General features: G+C 44.0%; 10 protein-coding genes. 9 read left to right on the top strand and 1 reads right to left on the bottom strand.

Annotated elements, in window-relative coordinates:
* The first annotated feature begins 124 nt into the window (after nucleotides 1-124).
* The 4 genes from smc to ACN0VI_RS08870 are packed head-to-tail and all read left to right on the top strand — an operon-like array spanning nucleotide 125 to nucleotide 7,259.
* Nucleotides 125-3,622 (top strand): chromosome segregation protein SMC, encoded by a 3,498-nt coding sequence (gene smc / locus ACN0VI_RS08885; protein WP_417446489.1) that lies wholly within the window; start codon nucleotides 125-127, stop codon nucleotides 3,620-3,622.
* A 32-nt stretch (nucleotides 3,623-3,654) separates the two neighbouring features.
* A complete protein-coding gene (zipA, locus tag ACN0VI_RS08880; RefSeq protein WP_331889916.1) occupies nucleotides 3,655-4,623 on the top strand; it encodes a cell division protein ZipA in 969 nt (322 codons plus the stop codon).
* Nucleotides 4,624-4,668: 45 nt separating this feature from the next.
* Entirely contained in the window at nucleotides 4,669-6,684 is a 2,016-nt protein-coding gene (gene ligA, locus ACN0VI_RS08875; protein ID WP_417446488.1) for an NAD-dependent DNA ligase LigA, read from the top strand.
* Between the two features lie 8 nt (nucleotides 6,685-6,692).
* Nucleotides 6,693-7,259: a histidine phosphatase family protein gene (locus ACN0VI_RS08870; protein WP_331889912.1), complete on the top strand. Its 567-nt coding sequence runs from the start codon at nucleotides 6,693-6,695 to the stop codon at nucleotides 7,257-7,259.
* 89 nt (nucleotides 7,260-7,348) lie between these two features.
* Here ACN0VI_RS08870 and rne read toward each other — a convergent pair whose 3' ends face one another.
* Nucleotides 7,349-10,255 (bottom strand): ribonuclease E, encoded by a 2,907-nt coding sequence (gene rne / locus ACN0VI_RS08865; RefSeq protein ID WP_417446487.1) that lies wholly within the window; start codon nucleotides 10,253-10,255, stop codon nucleotides 7,349-7,351.
* A gap of 613 nt (nucleotides 10,256-10,868) precedes the next feature.
* Here rne and rluC point away from each other — a divergent pair.
* The 5 genes from rluC to pgaC all read left to right on the top strand — a co-directional run bounded on the left by rluC (nucleotide 10,869) and on the right by pgaC (nucleotide 18,331).
* The gene (rluC, locus tag ACN0VI_RS08860) at nucleotides 10,869-11,819 is read left to right on the top strand and encodes a 23S rRNA pseudouridine(955/2504/2580) synthase RluC (protein WP_417446486.1); all 951 of its coding nucleotides are present in this window, start codon (nucleotides 10,869-10,871) and stop codon (nucleotides 11,817-11,819) included.
* Nucleotides 11,816-12,457 carry an HAD-IA family hydrolase gene (locus ACN0VI_RS08855; protein WP_331889906.1) on the top strand — a complete coding sequence of 214 codons (642 nt, stop codon included), beginning with the start codon at nucleotides 11,816-11,818 and terminating at the stop codon, nucleotides 12,455-12,457. The genes rluC and ACN0VI_RS08855 overlap by 4 nt, the downstream gene beginning before the upstream one ends.
* A gap of 147 nt (nucleotides 12,458-12,604) precedes the next feature.
* The gene (gene pgaA, locus ACN0VI_RS08850) at nucleotides 12,605-15,142 is read left to right on the top strand and encodes a poly-beta-1,6 N-acetyl-D-glucosamine export porin PgaA (RefSeq protein ID WP_417446485.1); all 2,538 of its coding nucleotides are present in this window, start codon (nucleotides 12,605-12,607) and stop codon (nucleotides 15,140-15,142) included.
* The gene (gene pgaB / locus ACN0VI_RS08845; RefSeq protein WP_417446484.1) at nucleotides 15,139-17,085 is read left to right on the top strand and encodes a poly-beta-1,6-N-acetyl-D-glucosamine N-deacetylase PgaB; all 1,947 of its coding nucleotides are present in this window, start codon (nucleotides 15,139-15,141) and stop codon (nucleotides 17,083-17,085) included. The genes pgaA and pgaB overlap by 4 nt, the downstream gene beginning before the upstream one ends.
* On the top strand, nucleotides 17,078-18,331 hold the full coding sequence (pgaC, locus tag ACN0VI_RS08840) for a poly-beta-1,6-N-acetyl-D-glucosamine synthase (protein ID WP_331889900.1): 1,254 nt from the start codon (nucleotides 17,078-17,080) through the stop codon (nucleotides 18,329-18,331). The genes pgaB and pgaC overlap by 8 nt, the downstream gene beginning before the upstream one ends.

The following is an 18,331-nucleotide window of genomic DNA, read 5'->3' as shown; positions in this document are numbered from 1 at the left end:
ACACTTAAACGCTTTAGATTATAACCCTGCAAATGTAACAGGGCCTTTCATACAATTAAAATCTTGCCAAGGTAATTAACATGTTGGCCTTGGTTTTTGACTAAAAAATAGACGAATAAAATAGATGCGATTAAAACAAATTAAATTAGCAGGTTTTAAATCATTCGTAGATCCAACCACGGTATCCTTGCCGAGCAACCTGACCGCGATTGTCGGCCCTAATGGTTGTGGTAAGTCAAACCTTATTGACGCTGTGCGTTGGGTAATGGGGGAGTCTTCCGCTAAGAACCTTCGTGGTGATGCGATGACAGACGTTATTTTCAACGGCTCCACGGGGCGTAAACCCGTCGGTCAGGCCAGTATTGAACTGGTATTTGATAATTCAGACGGCACTGTGCAAGGTGAATTTGCTAACTATAACGAGATCTCCGTCAAGCGTATGGTTAACCGTGAGGCTCAGTCGAGCTACTTTCTAAACGGAACCCGCTGTCGTCGTAAAGATATCACTGATATTTTCCTTGGAACCGGTCTTGGACCGCGCAGTTATGCGATTATTGAGCAGGGCATGATCTCGCGCTTAATCGAGTCTAAACCGCATGAGTTGCGAATTTTCCTCGAAGAAGCCGCTGGGATTTCCAAATATAAAGAACGTCGTAAAGAAACTGAAAACCGAATTCGTCATACTCGCGACAATCTTGATCGTTTAACTGACTTGCGCGACGAACTAGGTAAGCAGTTATCACATCTGAAGCGTCAGGCAACTTCTGCTCAGCGTTATAAAGAATACAAAGCCGAAGAGCGTGAGCTGAAAGCTCAGTTAGCTGCGATTCGCTGGCAGACGTTTAACAGCAAAATTGAAGCACTCGATGATGCCATCCAGAAAATGGAAACTGAAGTCGAGGCTAAAATTGCTGATCAGCGTCATTCAGACAGTGAAATCGAAAAATCGCGCGAACTGCACATTGAGTTAACTGATGCACATAGCGAAGTTCAAGGTCGTTTTTATGGCATTGGTGCCGATATTGCGCGCCTTGAGCAAGCTATAGAGCATGCTCGCCAGCAAAAATCACAATTGCTGGAAGATAAAGCGCAAGTTCAAAGCTCATTGGATAAGTTGCGTGAGCAATTACGTTTTGATGAGTCAAAGCTTGAAGAATTGATGACCGAGCTGTTACAAACTGAGCCAGATTTAGAGCTCAAAACTGAACAGGTCGAAGAACAGCAGCAACAGTTGCAGGACATGGAAGAAGACATGCGTTTGTGGCAACAAGACTGGGATGTGTTCAATCAACAGGCTCATGCTAATGCGCAAAAAACTGAAGTCGAAAAAACGCGTATTCAGCATCTTGAGTCACACATCGCACGCTACACCAAACGTCTTGAAGATATCCGTGCCGAAATTAATCAGCAAGAATCCAGCCCAATGGAAAATGACCTGGTTGAAATAGCTAAAGAATTAAGCCTTGCAGAAGAACAGTCAGAGCGTCTTGAAGAAGAAGTTTCCAACGCGGTTGAGCAAATCAACCAGATCCGCCAACAACAACGTGAACACAATCAGAAGCTGGAAGTATCTCGCAAAGAATTACGTGGCCTTGAGTCGCGTAAGATTTCTTTAGAAGCCTTGCAGAGTGCAGCATTGGGCGGGCAAAGTGAAGAGTCGGTTAGCTGGTTAAAACAACAGGGTCTGGACAGTAAGTCTCGTCTTGCGCAAAACATCTCGGTAGACTCTGGTTGGGAGCTTGCCGCAGAAACTGTTCTCGGTGAATACCTTGAAGCGGTGGTGGTCAATGATAGTCATGAATTTGCCAACTCTCTAACTGAGCTGGCCAGCGGTAAGTTGATTCTGATTTCAGGCAATGGTTCTGGTGGCAGTCATCCGAATACTTTACACAGCAAGATTAAAAACGCTGACGCATTAGCCAGTCAGCTTAGTAAAGTTAAAGTTGCCGATTCGTTAGAGCAAGCCATGAACATTCGTACTCAGCTTGGCGATGATGAGTCCGTTATTACGCAAGATGGTTTGTGGTTAGGCAAAAGCTGGTTACGTGTTGCCAAGCAGTCAGAGCAGGGCGCTGGTATTCTTGAGCGCGAAGCTGAGCTTAATGAACTGGCAGGAAAGATTGAGCAGCAAGAAGCTGTTATGGAAGAGCTTGAGCAAACCAAGGAGCGTTTGGCCGAGCAACTTTCTGAGCAAGAACAATTGTGGCAATCAAAGCAATCTCAATTGGCACAAGCTAGTCGTACGTATAGCGAGCTACGAGCGAAAGTAGGTTCGCAACAAGCCAAACTTGAGCAAGCCAAAAATCGTTTAGAGCGTTTGCAGAAAGAGCAGCGCGATGTTTTGCAACAGCTGCAAGATGATGAAGAATTATTATCAAAAAGCCGTCAACAGATAGAGTTGATGGTGGACAGTATGGCTGATGATAATCAGCGTCGCGAACAGATGACGACGCAGCGTGAAGAAAAACGCGCCCAGCTTGAAGCCAAGCGCCAACAAGCTCGTCAGGTTAAAGATGAACAGCACCAATTGGCGATTCGGGTCAGTGCGGTTAAAGCTGAAGTTAACTCGACCCGCGCTGGTTTTGAGCGTGTTAATTCACAAATTGGTGAGTTAACATCACGTAAAGTTGAGCTAGAAAACCGTTTAAGCTCTGAACAAGACCCTACAGAAGATTATCAGATTGAACTTGAGCAGGCTTTAGAAAAACGCTTGCTGGTTGAAGAAGAGCTCAAACAGGCGCGTAATAAATTAGCAGAAGTGGATGATAAAATGCGTTCGCTTGAGCGTCGTCGTCACGAAGCCGAGCAGCAAGCTCAGGGTGTGCGTTCTCGTCTGGAAAAATTACGCATGGACTGGCAGGAAGCTAAAACTCGTCAAAATACCCAAGCCGAGATTTTGGCTGACGCTAAAGCCAATGTAGAAACTCTTCTTGAAGAATTACCGGAAGAGGCTAACGAGCAGCAGTGGATCAGCGAGATTGAAGATATTACCGGCAAGATTCAACGTCTTGGTGCTATCAACTTAGCAGCGATTGAAGAGTTTAAAGCCGCAGAAGAGCGTAAAACCTATCTTGATGCGCAACATGAAGATTTGGTTGAAGCACTGGAAACGCTGGAAAGCGCCATTCGCAAGATTGACCATGAAACTCGTACTCGCTTCAAAGAAACGTTTGATAAAGTGAATAAAGGCGTACAAGAGTTATTCCCGAAAGTTTTCGGTGGCGGTCATGCTTATCTTGAACTTACGGGTGATAATTTACTCGATACTGGTGTTACCGTGATGGCGCGCCCACCGGGTAAGCGGAATTCAACTATCCACTTATTATCAGGCGGTGAAAAAGCTTTGACTGCAATTTCATTAGTATTCTCTATCTTCCGCTTGAACCCAGCACCTTTCTGTATGCTGGATGAGGTTGATGCACCATTGGATGATGCGAACGTGGGGCGGTATGCTAATCTGGTTAAAGAGATGAGCGAGCAGTTGCAGTTTATAGCTATTACCCACAATAAAATTGCGATGGAAATGGCGCATAATCTATTAGGTGTTACTATGAGTGAGCCAGGCGTTTCACGCGTGGTTTCCGTAGACGTAGAAGAAGCTGCAGCATTAGCAGCTTCATAACAAAACATTACAATTAACCAAAAGGTGAAGTGATGGACTGGCAGTTCACTTTATTACTGATAATCGTAGGCTTAATTATCATTGGCTTTATTTATTTTGATGCGAAGCGTCGCAGTAAAGTCAGAAGAGAAAAGGTTGAGCGTGATCTATATGAGCAGCGCTTGGGGCAGCATAATGATGGTGCTGGATATGACCCTGATGGTATAGGACAAGTTCGGGTAATTGGCAAAAGTGAGAAGTCTGAGCAAGATTCAGTCCGCTCAAAACCTGTTGTTCAAAATAAAACTGAGGCCATGTCTCAGCCAGTCTCTGAAGAGCAGGTCGAGCAAACGCAAGCAGAGCAACCGCTCAATGAAGAACAAGTGCATAAAGATCCCATTATTGATGAAGAGAGTGTCCCAGTATTAGATGATGCTCTGTTTGAGTTTACCAGTGAGCACTTCAAGCGTGAGGCGGCAAAAGAGTCCGAGAAGAAAGCCGCGGATAAACAGGAGTCTCAGCTAGAAAAACCACAGCAAACCTCCCTTTTTGAAGAGCCAGAAGAAGAAGCTCCTGCAGTAGAAGTGGAACCCGAGTTAATTTTCTCACTATACGTCGTTGCTTCTCAAGATAAACCCTATCATGGCCCAGAACTTGTGCAGACTCTTGTTGAACAAGGTATGCGTCATGGTGATATGGATATCTTCCATCGTCATGCACAAGCCAATGGTCGCGGTGCGGTTCAGTTCAGTTTGGCCAATGCTTTCGAGCCAGGCATTTTTGATTTAGATGATATTGATAATTTGTCCTCAAAAGGTTTGGCTTTGTTCATGACTCTTCCTGGCCCGTCAAAACCTATGAAAGCTTATGAGTTAATGGTTAAAACTGCGCAGGCAATTACACAACAACTTGGTGGACGCATCCTTGATGGCAGTCGCAGTAATTTCAGTCGTCAGATTGAAACCCACCATAAAGAACAAATCAGTGAGTTTGAACGTCGCCAGTTATTGAATAAACAATAGCCACGCAACAATCACTTCCCCAAAAATTCTGCATAGACGATAGTCATGAGTCACAAGATGTCTGATTTAGAAAAGCGCGTAGCCGAGCTACGCGTTACCCTCGATAATTATAACTACCAATATTACGTATTAGACGATCCTTCTGTTCCTGATGCTGAATATGATCGTTTGTTACGCGAACTTCAGCAGATCGAATCTGAGCATCCAGAGTTGGTTTCAGCAGATTCGCCAACGCAACGGGTTGGCGCTAAACCTGATAATGGTTTTCAGGAAGTCACGCATGAACTGCCCATGTTGTCGCTTGATAATGCAATGAGCGATGAGGAGTTAGTCAGTTTTAATAAGCGCATTCAGGATCGTTTAAAAGCCACCGACAAAATAGAATATGTATGCGAGCCAAAGCTAGATGGTTTGGCAGTGAGTTTGTTGTATGAAAACGGTCAGCTTGTTCGTGGCGCTACTCGAGGTGACGGAACCGTTGGAGAAAATATCACTTTAAATGTTAGGACGATTCGTGCTATCCCGTTAAGACTTCGTGGCCAACAGATTCCTCAGCGCATTGAAATTCGTGGTGAAGTGTTTATGCCAAAGTCAGTGTTTGAATCTTTGAACGGTGAAGCGCGAGAGCAGGGTGGTAAAACCTTCGCTAATCCTCGAAATGCTGCTGCCGGAAGTTTACGCCAACTCGATCCCTCTATTACTGCTAAACGCCAACTGTCTTTCTATGCCTATTCGATGGGCCTGGTATCCGATGACTTTAAGCTTGCGGATACTCATTACGATCGGTTGGAACAGATTAAAAAATTTGGTCTACCTGTTAGCAGTGAAATTAAAGTGGTTAAAGGTGCTGAAGGTTGCTTGGCTTACCATCAGTCAATAGCGGAAAAGCGTGACTCCCTTGCTTATGAAATTGACGGTGTCGTCAATAAAGTAAATTCAATAGATCTGCAAGAAGAGTTAGGTTTTGTTGCTCGCGCTCCACGTTGGGCAATTGCACATAAATTTCCTGCTCAAGAAGAAATAACTGAGCTGGTTGGCGTGGATTTCCAGGTTGGCCGCACCGGTGCTTTGACACCGGTGGCAAGGCTTAATCCGGTGTCTGTCGGTGGCGTCACGGTCAGTAATGCTACGTTACATAATATGGATGAAATCGCACGCCTTGATGCTCGTATCGGTGATACCGTTATTATTCGACGTGCGGGTGATGTTATTCCTCAAGTTGTTAGTGTCATTCTTGAAAAGCGCCCCTCTAAAGCAGAAATTATTATAACGCCAGAACATTGTCCAGTGTGTCATTCGTCGGTTGAAAGAACAGAGGGTGAAGCAGCCATTCGTTGTACCGGTGGATTAGTTTGTTCAGCGCAACGCAAAGAATCCATCAAGCACTTTGCTTCGCGTAAAGCTATGGATATCGATGGCCTCGGAGATAAGCTGGTTGAGATTTTCGCTGAAAAAGGCATGATTAAAAGTATCAGTGATCTTTATCGACTTGAGGCCAACGATATTGCAGCTCTTGATCGGATGGGGGAAAAGTCTGCCGAGAATTTAATTGATGCTTTGGAGCATAGCAAAAACACCACGCTGCCAAAGTTTATATATTCATTAGGTATTCGAGAAGTTGGCGAAGTCACCGCTAAAAATATTGCGCATCATTTTTTAACTTTAGATGCCATTATCAAAGCCAGTCAGGAAGATCTGGAGTCCGTTCCAGATGTTGGTCCAATTGTCGCACATCATATACGTGCGTTCTTTGATAATGAAGAAAACCTGGAGCAGATTGCAGAGCTGAAGGACTTAGGTGTAAACTGGCCTGATATAGAACAGAAATCCGATGATGAATTACCATTGAAAGGTAAGACTTTTGTCATTACTGGAACTTTAGAGGGAATCAGTCGACCTGAAGCCAAAGCAAAACTGGAGGCTTTAGGCGCTAAAGTTTCTGGTTCGGTATCCAGCAAAACAACCGCCTTAATTGCTGGAGCAAGTGCAGGAAGTAAATTAAAGAAAGCGCAAGAGCTGGGTGTCGAAGTGCTCGATCAATCTTTCCTGGATAACTTATAGAGGTCTGTATGCAGAGCTTTGCAATAACCATTCTTGCTTCGAGCTTATTCGCTAGTAGTTCGTTATATGCGAATGAAGCTTCTAATAAATCTAACCTTTGTGATAACTACGATGTTTATGTCATGCGTCATTTGCCTAAAGCAGAGGTTGTGCACAAAGATCCTGAGCTAAATGAAGTTGGTCGAAAGATGGCACTAGCATTAGCTGAAACAGACTATATGGCACAGGTTGATGTTGGGTTCAGTACAGACTATCAACGTACTAAGCAAACTATAGCACCATCCGCTTCGCGTTATGATTTTGATGTTCATCTTTATGACCCGCGCGATAATGAGGCTTTAGTTAAGGTTATTAATACTCAATATTGTGGTAAGACTATCGCCATCGTTGGTCACTCGAATACAACACCTGCAATAGTAGTAGCGCTTGGCGGAAGCTTTGATGTGTCTTTTTCAGGGCAGTCGCTACCAGCTAATACCGAAGTGCAATTGGATGAGTCAGACTATGGAGCGGTTTTTCATATCAAGAAGAAGCAAGGTGTCATAGAGCAGGGCATGTTCCGGTTGGAACAATAACAAATAATATATAGATAAATAACTGAGCATAAAAAAAGGAGGCGATTAAGCCTCCTTTTTTTATTAGCAATTGCAATCAAGCAACAAGCTTAGTTCAATGAACTGGTTTTTGCTGCAGGGCTATTACTATGTTTGTCACTGGTGTCTTCAATATCAGTTGTAATCACATCACCTTCAGAGAACTGATAAGGTTTTGGTGCGAAGTCTGCAGATACTACTGACTCGTGGTTAACAGCTTTAGCCATTGGCGCTGAAGCATGAGTCGCTACGTGTGGCTTAGCCGGTTGTTTTACAACTTCAGTCGCAACGTCATCAGCTTTCGCTGTTGGTTTCTCGTTGCTTTCAGTAGTTTGTGATTGCGGCTTAGCTTCTTCTGATTTGCTTTCTTCAGGCTTGTTTGGTTCAAGCTTGGCTTCCTCACTTGCAGCTGTTTCTGGTTTGTTAGTTTCAGCTTCCTGGTTAACAAACGGCTCAACTGTTTCAGCATCAAGCTTGGTTGCAACTGCTTCATTCTGAGCTTGTGTTGCTTGAGGCTTTTGTTGCTCCGTTGAAGGTTCTGCCTTTGCAGTAGAAGCCTGTTCTTGCACCTGTTCAACTTGAGCATCATTTGCTGCTTCAGTTTTTTCTTCTTTCTTATCTTTGCTATAGCCCATGACTTCAGAAACACTGCGCTCTAAAGATTTGTGAGCTTTATAGACCATAATATCTTCAGCATGAGCTTTGCTCTTCGGAGTACGCTCTTTAACCGTTTTATCTTTTGACTGGTCTTTAGTTGGCTTATCGCTACTTGCTTTCTCTTTCTTAGCAGCCGGTTTAGCTTCTACAGAGTCGTCCTGAGGTTTTTTACCTTTAATCGCTGAGCGCACAGATGGCTTCTTCGCTTGCTGTGGTTGCTCCTGCTTTGCAGCTGGCTGTTGGCCTTGCTCTGAGGAGTTTGGCTGTTTAGCTTCAGCCATACGCTCTGCACGTGTTTTGCGTGGAGGACGTTTAGTTTTAGGCTGTTCTACAACACTATTCTGCTCATTTTTCTGTTCAGGTTTTTGATCCGGCTTTTGCTCGCGCTTTTGACTCGCCTGCTTTTTCTGTGGCTTGTCAGTTTGCTTTTTCTGCGGACGACCACCAGTTTTCTGCTGAACCTTATTGTCTTTATCATCATTCTGCTCTTGCGGCTGAGGTTTATTCTGATTTTGGTTCTGGTTGCGCCCCTTCTGGTTGGTACGCTTTTTGCCCTGATGGCGAGTGTTACGACCGCGGGTATTACGATCATACTTGCCGCGATTGTTCTGCGACTGAGAGCTCTTCTTTTTCTTGTCTTTGTCATCACCAAACAACGAAGCCCAAAGACGTGCGAATAAGCCCGGCTTTTTCTTCTTGGCAGGTTTGCTCGGCGCAGGAGGAGGCGTAGACGGTTTAATACTTTTTAGAGCTGGCTGGTCGTTTACTGGGGCTGGTTGTTTACTACTTCTAACCAGCTCAATTTCAGGAGCATCACCAATTAAACTATAGCTGCTATCTTCCAGTGTTTCACCCGCTTTAACTCGAAGCACTTCATAATGAGGTGTTTCAAGGTATGGGTTTGGTACAACCACTAGGCGAACTTTTTGACGTTTCTCAATCTGCTCGATTTTGCGTCGTTTTTCGTTCAATAAGAAAGTTGCTACTTCAACTGGGACTAAAGCCTGAACTTCAGCAGTCGATTCTTTCATCGCTTCATCTTCCATCAATCGTAATATCGATAGAGCGAGTGAGTCGGTACCACGAATAACACCGGAACCGGTACAGCGAGGACAAACGTGCTGACTGGATTCTTCCAATGATGGACGCAAGCGCTGGCGTGACATTTCAAGCAAACCGAAGCGAGAAATACGACCAATCTGAATGCGCGCACGATCACGGGCTACAGAATCTTTCAATACTCGCTCAACTTCACGTTGGTTGCGAGGAGGGCCCATGTCGATAAAGTCGATAACGATCAGGCCGCCGATATCACGTAAACGCAATTGACGAGCGATTTCTTCTGCCGCTTCCACGTTCGTGTGTAAAGCTGTTTCTTCGATATCGCCGCCTTTGGTGGCGCGAGCCGAGTTGATGTCGATAGAAAGCAAGGCTTCCGTTTGGTCAAATACCACAGAGCCGCCCGATGGCAGGCGTACTTCACGCTGGAAAGCACTTTCGATCTGGCTTTCAACTTGGTAGCGATTGAACAATGGGATTTCATCACGATACAGTTTAACTTTGCTGACGAAGTCAGGACGCTTGCTCTGCAGTTCAGTTTTGACTCGTTCATAAATTTCTGGGCGGTCAATAATAATTTCACCAATATCAGGACGTAGATAGTCACGAATTGCGCGCGTAATAACATCTGATTCTTGAGTAATTAAGAATGGAGCAGGACGTGTGGTAGAAACTTTCTTGATTTCATTCCAGGTATCGATCAAGTATTTAAAATCATACTGAATTTCTTCAAGGCTTTTGCCAATACCTGCAGTACGAACGATACAACCCATACCATTGGGTACCGGAAGTTGGCTCATAACTTGTTTAAGTTCGGTGCGTTCATCGCCTTCGATACGACGAGAAATACCACCGGCACGAGGGTTGTTCGGCATAAGAACCAGGTAGCTGCCGGCCAAACTGATTGAAGTGGTTAAGGCTGCACCTTTATTACCACGTTCTTCTTTATCAATCTGGACAATGATTTCCTGGCCTTCCTTTAAGGCTTCTTTGATTGTAGGGCGGCCGCGCGATGGGGCATTTTGCATATATTCGCGGGCTACTTCTTTTAGCGGAAGGAAACCATGGCGTTCTGCACCATAGTCAACAAAAGCGGCTTCAAGGCTGGGCTCGATACGAGTGACCTTGCCTTTGTAGATGTTACCTTTTTTCTGTTCTCTTCCTGCTAGTTCGATGTCTAAATCATACAAACGCTGGCCATCTACCAGCGCAACACGCAACTCTTCATGATGATTGGTTGCGTTAATCAACATACGTCTCATTTGTTATTAACTCTCAATTTCTGCGGACACAGGAAGAGCTAGCAAGAATATTAGGAATAGGGTCTAAAAACCCGTCAAGCCTTTTAAGGGCAAGGGGTTTGGGGTGTGAATTTCTGTAAGTTTAGTTTCTTAAACTGTCTTTTCATCACTAAGTTGACTGTTAAACCTGTTTATTTCCTGTTTGGCTATTTCACGTCTTACCGCTTGTTGTGCGCAAAAGAAGCCAAACTAACCGAGCAACTTTAACGTTTATCGTATAAACGCATTAAATGAGCTGCTCTACAATTCTGCTATTTTCCGGTGACCGGCTTTAAAAAATCATTTCTGCTGTTTATGGTATCTCAGCTTCGCATCTTCCATCTCTTGTTTTAGAGTTGTTTAACGCTATGTGCTGATTTAATACCTTCATATAAGGTGTTGTTTGCTTCCGTTGGCCTCAATTTCTGCCTGCTTAACTGTAAAGCTTTAGCTAGTTGAGGTGGAAGGAGCGACACCAGGCGCTCTTTTTGAGCGTGTAGCTCTGTAGCGCATTATAGACTGCTTATATATGCAGGGCAATCTTTTGTTTTTTTAAGCTATTGATTTGACATGTTTTCAGGTATAGTTGCGCCCGATGAATAGTGAATCCCGTCCAAAAGTCCAATTTGTTGAAGTGCAGACTGAAGAAGCCGGTCAGCGCATCGATAATTTTTTGCTCAAAAAACTCAAAGGCGTACCAAAGTCCCACATTTATAAGATGCTGAGGAAGGGTGAAGTTCGAGTTAATAAAGGGCGAATTAAGGCCGAATACAAAATTAAAGAAGGCGATTCAGTTCGTCTTCCTCCCGTTAAAACTACTAACACCACAACCGAAGTGCCGGTCAATCTGAACATTGTTCAAGATCTCGAAAACGCCATCTTGTATGAAGATAAGCGTTTGATAGTTTTGAATAAGCCGCATGGCATGGCGGTTCATGGTGGTAGTGGAATGAGCTTCGGTGTGATTGAAGCGCTGCGAGCTTTAAGGCCTGAAGCACCATTTTTGGAGCTAGTTCATAGGCTTGACCGTGATACTTCAGGCTGTTTATTAATAGCCAAAAAGCGTAGCACGCTGCGTTTCCTGCACGAACAACTGCAGAAAAAACTAATGAGCAAGCAATATTGGGCGCTTGTGGAAGGAAAATGGCCAGCCAAACTTAAGCATATTGATTATCCATTGGCGAAGAACCATTTAAAGTCAGGCGAGCGAGTGGTTCGTGTCACTGAAAATGGCAAACCGTCATTAACTTCTTTTAGTGTGGTTAAGGTTTTCAAAAACTTTAGTCTGGTGTCAGCCGAACCTGTAACTGGCAGGACTCACCAGATTCGTGTTCATGCTCAACAAGCAGGACATCCGCTGGTGGGCGATCCCAAGTATGGAAATGATGAAGTGACTGAGCAATTTAAGCGTCAGGGCTTATCAGGCCGTTTATTCTTACACGCTTACTCGTTAACGTTTAAGGTGACCCCGGACGACAAGGCCATTAAGGTCGAAGCACCACTTCCCGCAGATTTACAGAAAACTCTGGAGTATTTACGTCGATGATAGCGAAGCAAACTCGATTAATCGTTTTTGACTGGGATGGCACATTGATGGATTCAACAGGACGTATCGTTTCAGCCATGCAAACCACCGCAACTAATTTAAAGTTGCCGATCCCATCGGTTGATGATGTGCGCGGTATCATCGGTTTGAGCTTGGGTGAATGTTACCTCCGTCTGTTCCCGGAAGTGGACGATCATGACTGGATTACCGAAGAGTATCGTTATCAATATGTTGAAGGTGACCAAACGCCTAGTCCTTTGTTTGAAGGCACTGAGGATACGCTTGAGCATCTCAAAAGCCGAGGCTACCTGTTAGCGGTCGCAACCGGTAAAGCGCGTCATGGTCTGGACCGAGTGCTGAACGAGTCTGGTTTGATGTCTATGTTCGATGTTACTATCGCCAGCGACGAGGCTCAAAGTAAACCGCATCCCGAAATGCTGCATAAACTCATGGCCCATACAAAGACTCAGCCTGAACAGGCTATTATGGTTGGTGATACTACTTTTGATTTAGAAATGGCGCAACGAGCAGGAATGGGCGGCATTGGGGTGAGTTTTGGCGCTCATACTGTAGAAATGATAAAGACCTATGACCCACAAGCCATTATTGATGATATTCGAGAATTAAAAAAGTTTTGACTTTGTCAGTTTGCTTTACAATTTCATTTTTTAACTTCATAAAAACACGAAAAAATCTTTGATCTAGCTCACATTTTTGTAGTGATGCGCATCCATATTAATTAAGATGCACGCTTGCATTAAATAATAAAATCTTGGGATAGCGCATTGTTTAAAAAGCTAGTGTTTGCACTGGCAGTGAGTTCCTTTATTTCACATTCAGTATTCGCATATCAGAGCCAAAGCTCACTGGAAGGTGGCGAAAGCTCTACAAAGGAAAGTTACACTGACCAGGAAAGTCGTAAAAATTCATGGTTGAAAGATAAAGATTTAGCGCTTGGTCTTCTAGAGTCCAATTATGACCTCTGGGCTAAGCGTATCAAGTCTGATTACCCATCTTTGCTTCAGCAGATTGAGCTCTATGAGCTAGCTATTGAGAGCGAGTTTCAACAGCCAAGGCTTCTAGCGGACTATGTCACCTTGCTGGGGTGGAGTGGACGCTACATTCAGGCTGTTAGTTTCTATCAGTCTAACCTGCAAAATATAGCCCTACCAACTTATGCCCTCAATGTTGTCGCGCTATCTGCTCGCGAAATTCAAAACTATGCATTATCCAGAGAGATCTATTCGCAGGCGCTGGCTCAATCCCCCGGTTATGTCGATGCTCAGTTAGGATTGGCAGCATTAGATATCCGGGAAGGACAGTGGGATATTGCAGAGCAAAGCATACAAAATGTTCTTGAAGCACACCCTGAACATGAAGAAGCTTTGTCTTTGCTGGCCTATCTTTATAACCAGCAACAGGCCAGAGCCGTAGAAAAAGTCAGTACCTACGATAAAATTCTTGCCCTTAATTCTGATGAGGCTGATATTGTCAGGCTCAAGACTCTTAACTTGCTTGAGCTGGGAATTATTGAGCCTGCTGAGAAGGCTATGAAGCAGCAGCCAGAGATATATCAAGATGATGACTGGCTTAAGCTGGCTTCAATCAAAAACACTAAAGCCGTGAGACGAATAGCTAGAGATCCACGAGCACAGTTAAATTCTAAGTTTATCAATGAGGCGCTTGAAGCAAATTCAGCTTATTTAAAACAGTTAGAAAACCTTTCTTCAAGCGACAAGAAGGTCATAGCAATGGCGTATGCTGATCGATTATTAGTGCTCAATAAGTCCGGTCAGCATGAACAGGTACTGCAACTTGCTCACAGCACGCTGGACTATCAATCGAGCATGCCAGATTATGGCATGGTCGCTTTAGCTGATTCATATCAAGCACAATATCAATCATTAAAGGCCTATGAGCTTATGGACTCAGGCTTTAGCAATGAACAGATAGCTATAGATAATAATGAAGCTTTAAAAGCAGGTTATTACGCAGCCCTTGATAGTGGTTATATCGACCCTGCAGAGACTTACTTGCAACACATCGAGGATAACAATCCGCAATGGATTTACAGTCCTGACAAGTCGCGTCGAACCTCTAATCCTGATTTCCCATCTGCACGTTTAATGCAGGCAATGCACTTTGCTTTTATCAATCAGTTAGCAAAAGCACAATTTCAACTTGAGACGCTACTCAATACTGCACCGGGTAATAATGAATATCGAAAAAACTATGCCGATGTATTGCGTTGGCGTGGGTTTGTTGAGGAGTCTAACCAGCAGCTTGATATGGTTCAGGCTACTGACAGTAATTATCAGCCAGCTGAAATATCCAGGATTTATAATCATATGGCAGAGCGTCAGTTTGCGCAGGCTCGTGAAGCAGTAGAAAGTTTAAACGACCCCGAAACGCTTCCAGTTTCTCGATTAAAAGCTGATTATGATATTGCTACTTCCCCTAAGCTATATTTCTCCACTTCTTTGGCCAATAGCAGTGGTTCGAACTTTTCGAGTAAAGATCGTAATTATGCTTTTTCTGCTTATAGTTCGCTACTGAATGATCATTGGCGATTGTTTGCCAAGTCACAAATAAATTACTCCCGTTTTTTTGCTGTGAGTGAAAGTGTTAGCGCTTTGGGTTTTGGCGCTCAGTATCAGAGCAAGCTTCATAATACCGAGCTTGAGCTTTATCAGATTGAAGAGCTTAATAATGTTGAAGGAGGGATCAGTAGCACTGTCTTTTTTGATGATCACTTTAGCCTGAACCTGGGGCATCAGACTTACAATAAGCAGATTCCGGTAAGAGCTTTCTTTAGCGATGTCAGTGGGGACTTGAATGCGCTGTCATTGTCCTATCGTCATGATGAGCGAAACCTTTACTCTTTGGCCTGGCAACGCTCGGATTTCTCCGACGGCAATCAACGCCAAACGGTCAGCCTTTCTGGCTCACAAACATTACTACATGATTATGAGCAGCGCTTGACCCTGTCAGAGTTTCTGTATCGCGAAACCAATAGTGCGGATACCAATCGTTTGTATTTCAATCCAGACTCTGCGTTAAGCGTTTCGCTAGATGTTTCTTATTTCAGAATGCTCTATAAACATGCGCCAACTCATTTATGGCATGGGCTTAATCTACAAATCGGTCGTTATCAACAAAAAGGATTTTCATCAGATGCTATCTGGGGAATTTCCTATGAGCATCAATGGCAACTGAACAAACGTTCATTTCTTAATTACTCGATTGGTTATAGCGAACAAGTTTATGACGGGCAAACCGAAAATGGCCCCGTCTTTAATTTAACTTATGGTGTAACTTTATGAGCCTTATTAAGAAGTTGCTTTTGAGTGTTATTCTGACTGCGTCGTACCTCGCATCAGCTGACCAACAGTCTGAATTTTTTGCGCTGTGTTATCACGATGTCACGCCACACCCTATTAAGAGTCTGCATCAAGATAGCGGGCTAGTAACTACTGACAATTTAATCCAACACTTTGAGTGGCTGAAGGACAATGAGTATACGGTGGTAAGCCTTGATGACATCATTGCCGCCAGAAGCGGCAAAAAACCATTGCCAGAAAAAGCTGTCTATCTGACTTTTGATGACGGCTATCGTAGCTTCTATACGCAAATTTATCCGATACTTAAACTCTATAACTACCCGGCTACTTTTGCCTTGGTAACCAGCTGGATTGAAAGCTCCGAGTCTGTTCAATATGGCAAAGTACTAAAGTCTCCCAATGAGTTTCTAACTTGGGAGCAGGTCAGGGAGATGCAAGACTCTGGCCTGGTTGAAATTGCATCACACAGCCATAATCTTCATCAGGGTGTGATTGGCAACCCACAAGGTAACTCACAACCGGCAGCAACGACGCGTATTTTCAATGGAACTGACTATGAGTCAGAGCTAACCTATCAGCAGCGTATTCAGCATGATCTTAAAACCAGTTTTGAATTGATCAGCAAGCACACCGGCGTTGCTCCAAAGGCCATTGTCTGGCCTTACGGCAGCTATAGCGGCCAGACCTGGGAAATAGCTCAAGATGTTGGCTTTACTCAGTCATTGGTACTTGAGAAGGGTGCTAATACTGTTGTTGATAATGATGTGCATATAAAACGCTTCCTGGTCAGCGATAATCCGATTGATGCAGATATCAGCACCGCAATTGAGCCTTATGACTATAAGGCCCCACACAGAGCTGTGCATATCGATCTGGATTATGTTTATGATCCAGACCCAGAGCAACAACACCGCAACTTGAGTGCACTATTAGATCGCATTCGTGCGCTTAAGGTCTCACATGTTTATCTGCAGGCTTTTGCTGATGAAGATGGTGACGGTAATGCTTCTGCTTTGTATTTCCCCAACCGTATTATGCCGGTCAAGGCGGATTTGTTTAATCGAGTTGCCTGGCAATTGAAAACACGCACTGACGTTCAAGTTTTTGCCTGGATGCCTGTCTCCGCTTTTGATTTAGGTGATGACTTTTACCTACAACACGGCGTTAAAGAATGGCGCGATGGTCAGGTAGTACCGTCAAGCAATAACTATCAACGCTTATCCATTTTCTCTCCACAAGCGAAAGATACCATTAAAACTATTTATGAGGATCTTGCTCGTTACAGTTATGTGTCAGGTGTTTTATTTCATGATGATGCTTTGCTGACTGACTTTGAAGATGTTGGCCCTCAAGCGCTGGATTATTATCGACGTCATGGCCTGGCTTTTGATTCAATAGATGACTTGCGTGCTCCCTCAACGATCGATCAGTGGACTCGTATCAAAACAAACGCATTAATTGACTTCACTCATGAGTTAGCAGCAATTCTGGAGCGTTACAACGGCTCAAGCGTGACGGCACGCAACCTATACTCTCAGCCAATTATCAATCCTCAGGCCTCTCGCTGGTATGCACAAGATTTGTCTAGTTTTACTGATAATTATGATATTACCGCAGTTATGGCGATGCCGTTCATGGAACAAGCAGAAGAGCCGACGCAATGGCTTAAGCAACTGCTTCAGCATATTGGTAATTTGCCCAACAAAAGCAAGGTAGTTCTGGAGTTGCAGACGGTAGATTGGCGTACTCAGTCGAAAATTAGTGACAAGGTGTTATTAAAACAAATGGAATTGCTTATGCGACAAGGGTTTATTCATTTTGCTTATTATCCTGATGACTTCATCAATGATCATCCACGACTTAATACCATCATCAAAGGTATCTCGCTGAGTACGGTTCCCTCTGAGGTAAATACCAATGAATAGTTTTATGGAGTCATTATTCTCATTCGCTTTTTATTATCCCTTATTCATGGCTTATGTCTGGATGATCGGCGCCATTTATTATCGCTTTCACTGGGAACATGCAGGCGGAAGGTCATATTCAGAGCCTCCGGAACTTAACAGTTATCCTGGTGTGAGCATTTTATTGCCATGTTTTAATGAAGGCGATTTAGCCAGAGAAACCATAGAGCGCTTGTTCCATCAGACTTATCCCAACTTTGAAGTTATCGCTGTTAATGATGGTAGTACCGATAATACTCGGGAAGTGCTTGATGAGCTATGTGAAGAGTTTGAAAACCTGAGAGTGGTTCACCTTGAATCTAATCAGGGTAAAGCCATGGCAATGAACATGGCAGCGATGTTATCGAAACATGAATACCTGGTGGGTATTGATGGTGATGCCATTTTAGAAGAGCACGCTGTGCATTGGTTGGTTAGCCACTTCATTAATGATGGCGGAACACGTGTAGGAGCTGTTACCGGTAACCCAAGAGTCCGAAATCGTTCAACGCTATTAGGCAAAATTCAGGTAGGCGAGTTCTCGTCAATAATTGGCTTAATCAAACGCGCACAAAGAATATATGGTCGAATATTTACCGTCTCTGGCGTAGTTTCGGCTTTTAGAAAATCAGCCATGCATAGAATTGGCTATTGGACTACTGACATGATTACTGAAGACATCGATGTTAGTTGGCGTTTGCAGCTGAATCACTGGGAAGTTCGCTATGAGCCCAATGCTTTATGTTGGATTTTGATGCCAGAGACTTTCGCGGGCTTATGGCGACAAAGGCTGCGCTGGGCACAGGGAGGAATGGAAGTCTTTAAACGATATTTTAAGCAGCTTTTTAAATGGCGAAGCCGTCGCATGTGGATAGTCGCAGCGGAATATATCACCAGTGCGGTCTGGAGTTATGTAGTAGCAGGAATCATTATTCTTTGGGCTATTGGACTGGTCGTTAATGTTCCTGAACCTTTTCATATCGGCACCATCGTTCCTGGTTGGAATGGCGTCATGCTGGCAATGACTTGCTTGCTCCAGTTTGCCGTTAGTCTGGTTATTGACAGTTCTTATGATAAGGGACTCGGTAGATACTACTACTGGATGATCTGGTATCCGCTGGCTTACTGGTTGATTAACGTTATTACCGTCATTGTCGGAGTCCCCAAAGCTTTGCTTCGCCAGGAAGGAATTCGTGCGACTTGGAAAAGTCCTGACCGAGGAATTTAG

The organism is Kangiella sp., assembly GCF_048265365.1.
GTDB lineage: Bacteria > Pseudomonadota > Gammaproteobacteria > Enterobacterales > Kangiellaceae > Kangiella.
The sequence above is the reverse complement of the archived record's forward strand: the minus strand, read 5'-3'. Positions and strand labels throughout refer to the sequence as shown.

Bases quoted from the DNA above. Each gene is read 5' to 3' on its own strand.
- smc (WP_417446489.1), top strand. From the start codon at position 125: ATGCGATTAAAACAAATTAAATTAGCAGGTTTTAAATCATTCGTAGAT.
- zipA (WP_331889916.1), top strand. From the start codon at position 3,655: ATGGACTGGCAGTTCACTTTATTACTGATAATCGTAGGCTTAATTATC.
- ligA (WP_417446488.1), top strand. From the start codon at position 4,669: ATGAGTCACAAGATGTCTGATTTAGAAAAGCGCGTAGCCGAGCTACGC.
- ACN0VI_RS08870 (WP_331889912.1), top strand. From the start codon at position 6,693: ATGCAGAGCTTTGCAATAACCATTCTTGCTTCGAGCTTATTCGCTAGT.
- rne (WP_417446487.1), bottom strand. From the start codon at position 10,255: ATGAGACGTATGTTGATTAACGCAACCAATCATCATGAAGAGTTGCGT.
- rluC (WP_417446486.1), top strand. From the start codon at position 10,869: ATGAATAGTGAATCCCGTCCAAAAGTCCAATTTGTTGAAGTGCAGACT.
- ACN0VI_RS08855 (WP_331889906.1), top strand. From the start codon at position 11,816: ATGATAGCGAAGCAAACTCGATTAATCGTTTTTGACTGGGATGGCACA.
- pgaB (WP_417446484.1), top strand. From the start codon at position 15,139: ATGAGCCTTATTAAGAAGTTGCTTTTGAGTGTTATTCTGACTGCGTCG.
- pgaC (WP_331889900.1), top strand. From the start codon at position 17,078: ATGAATAGTTTTATGGAGTCATTATTCTCATTCGCTTTTTATTATCCC.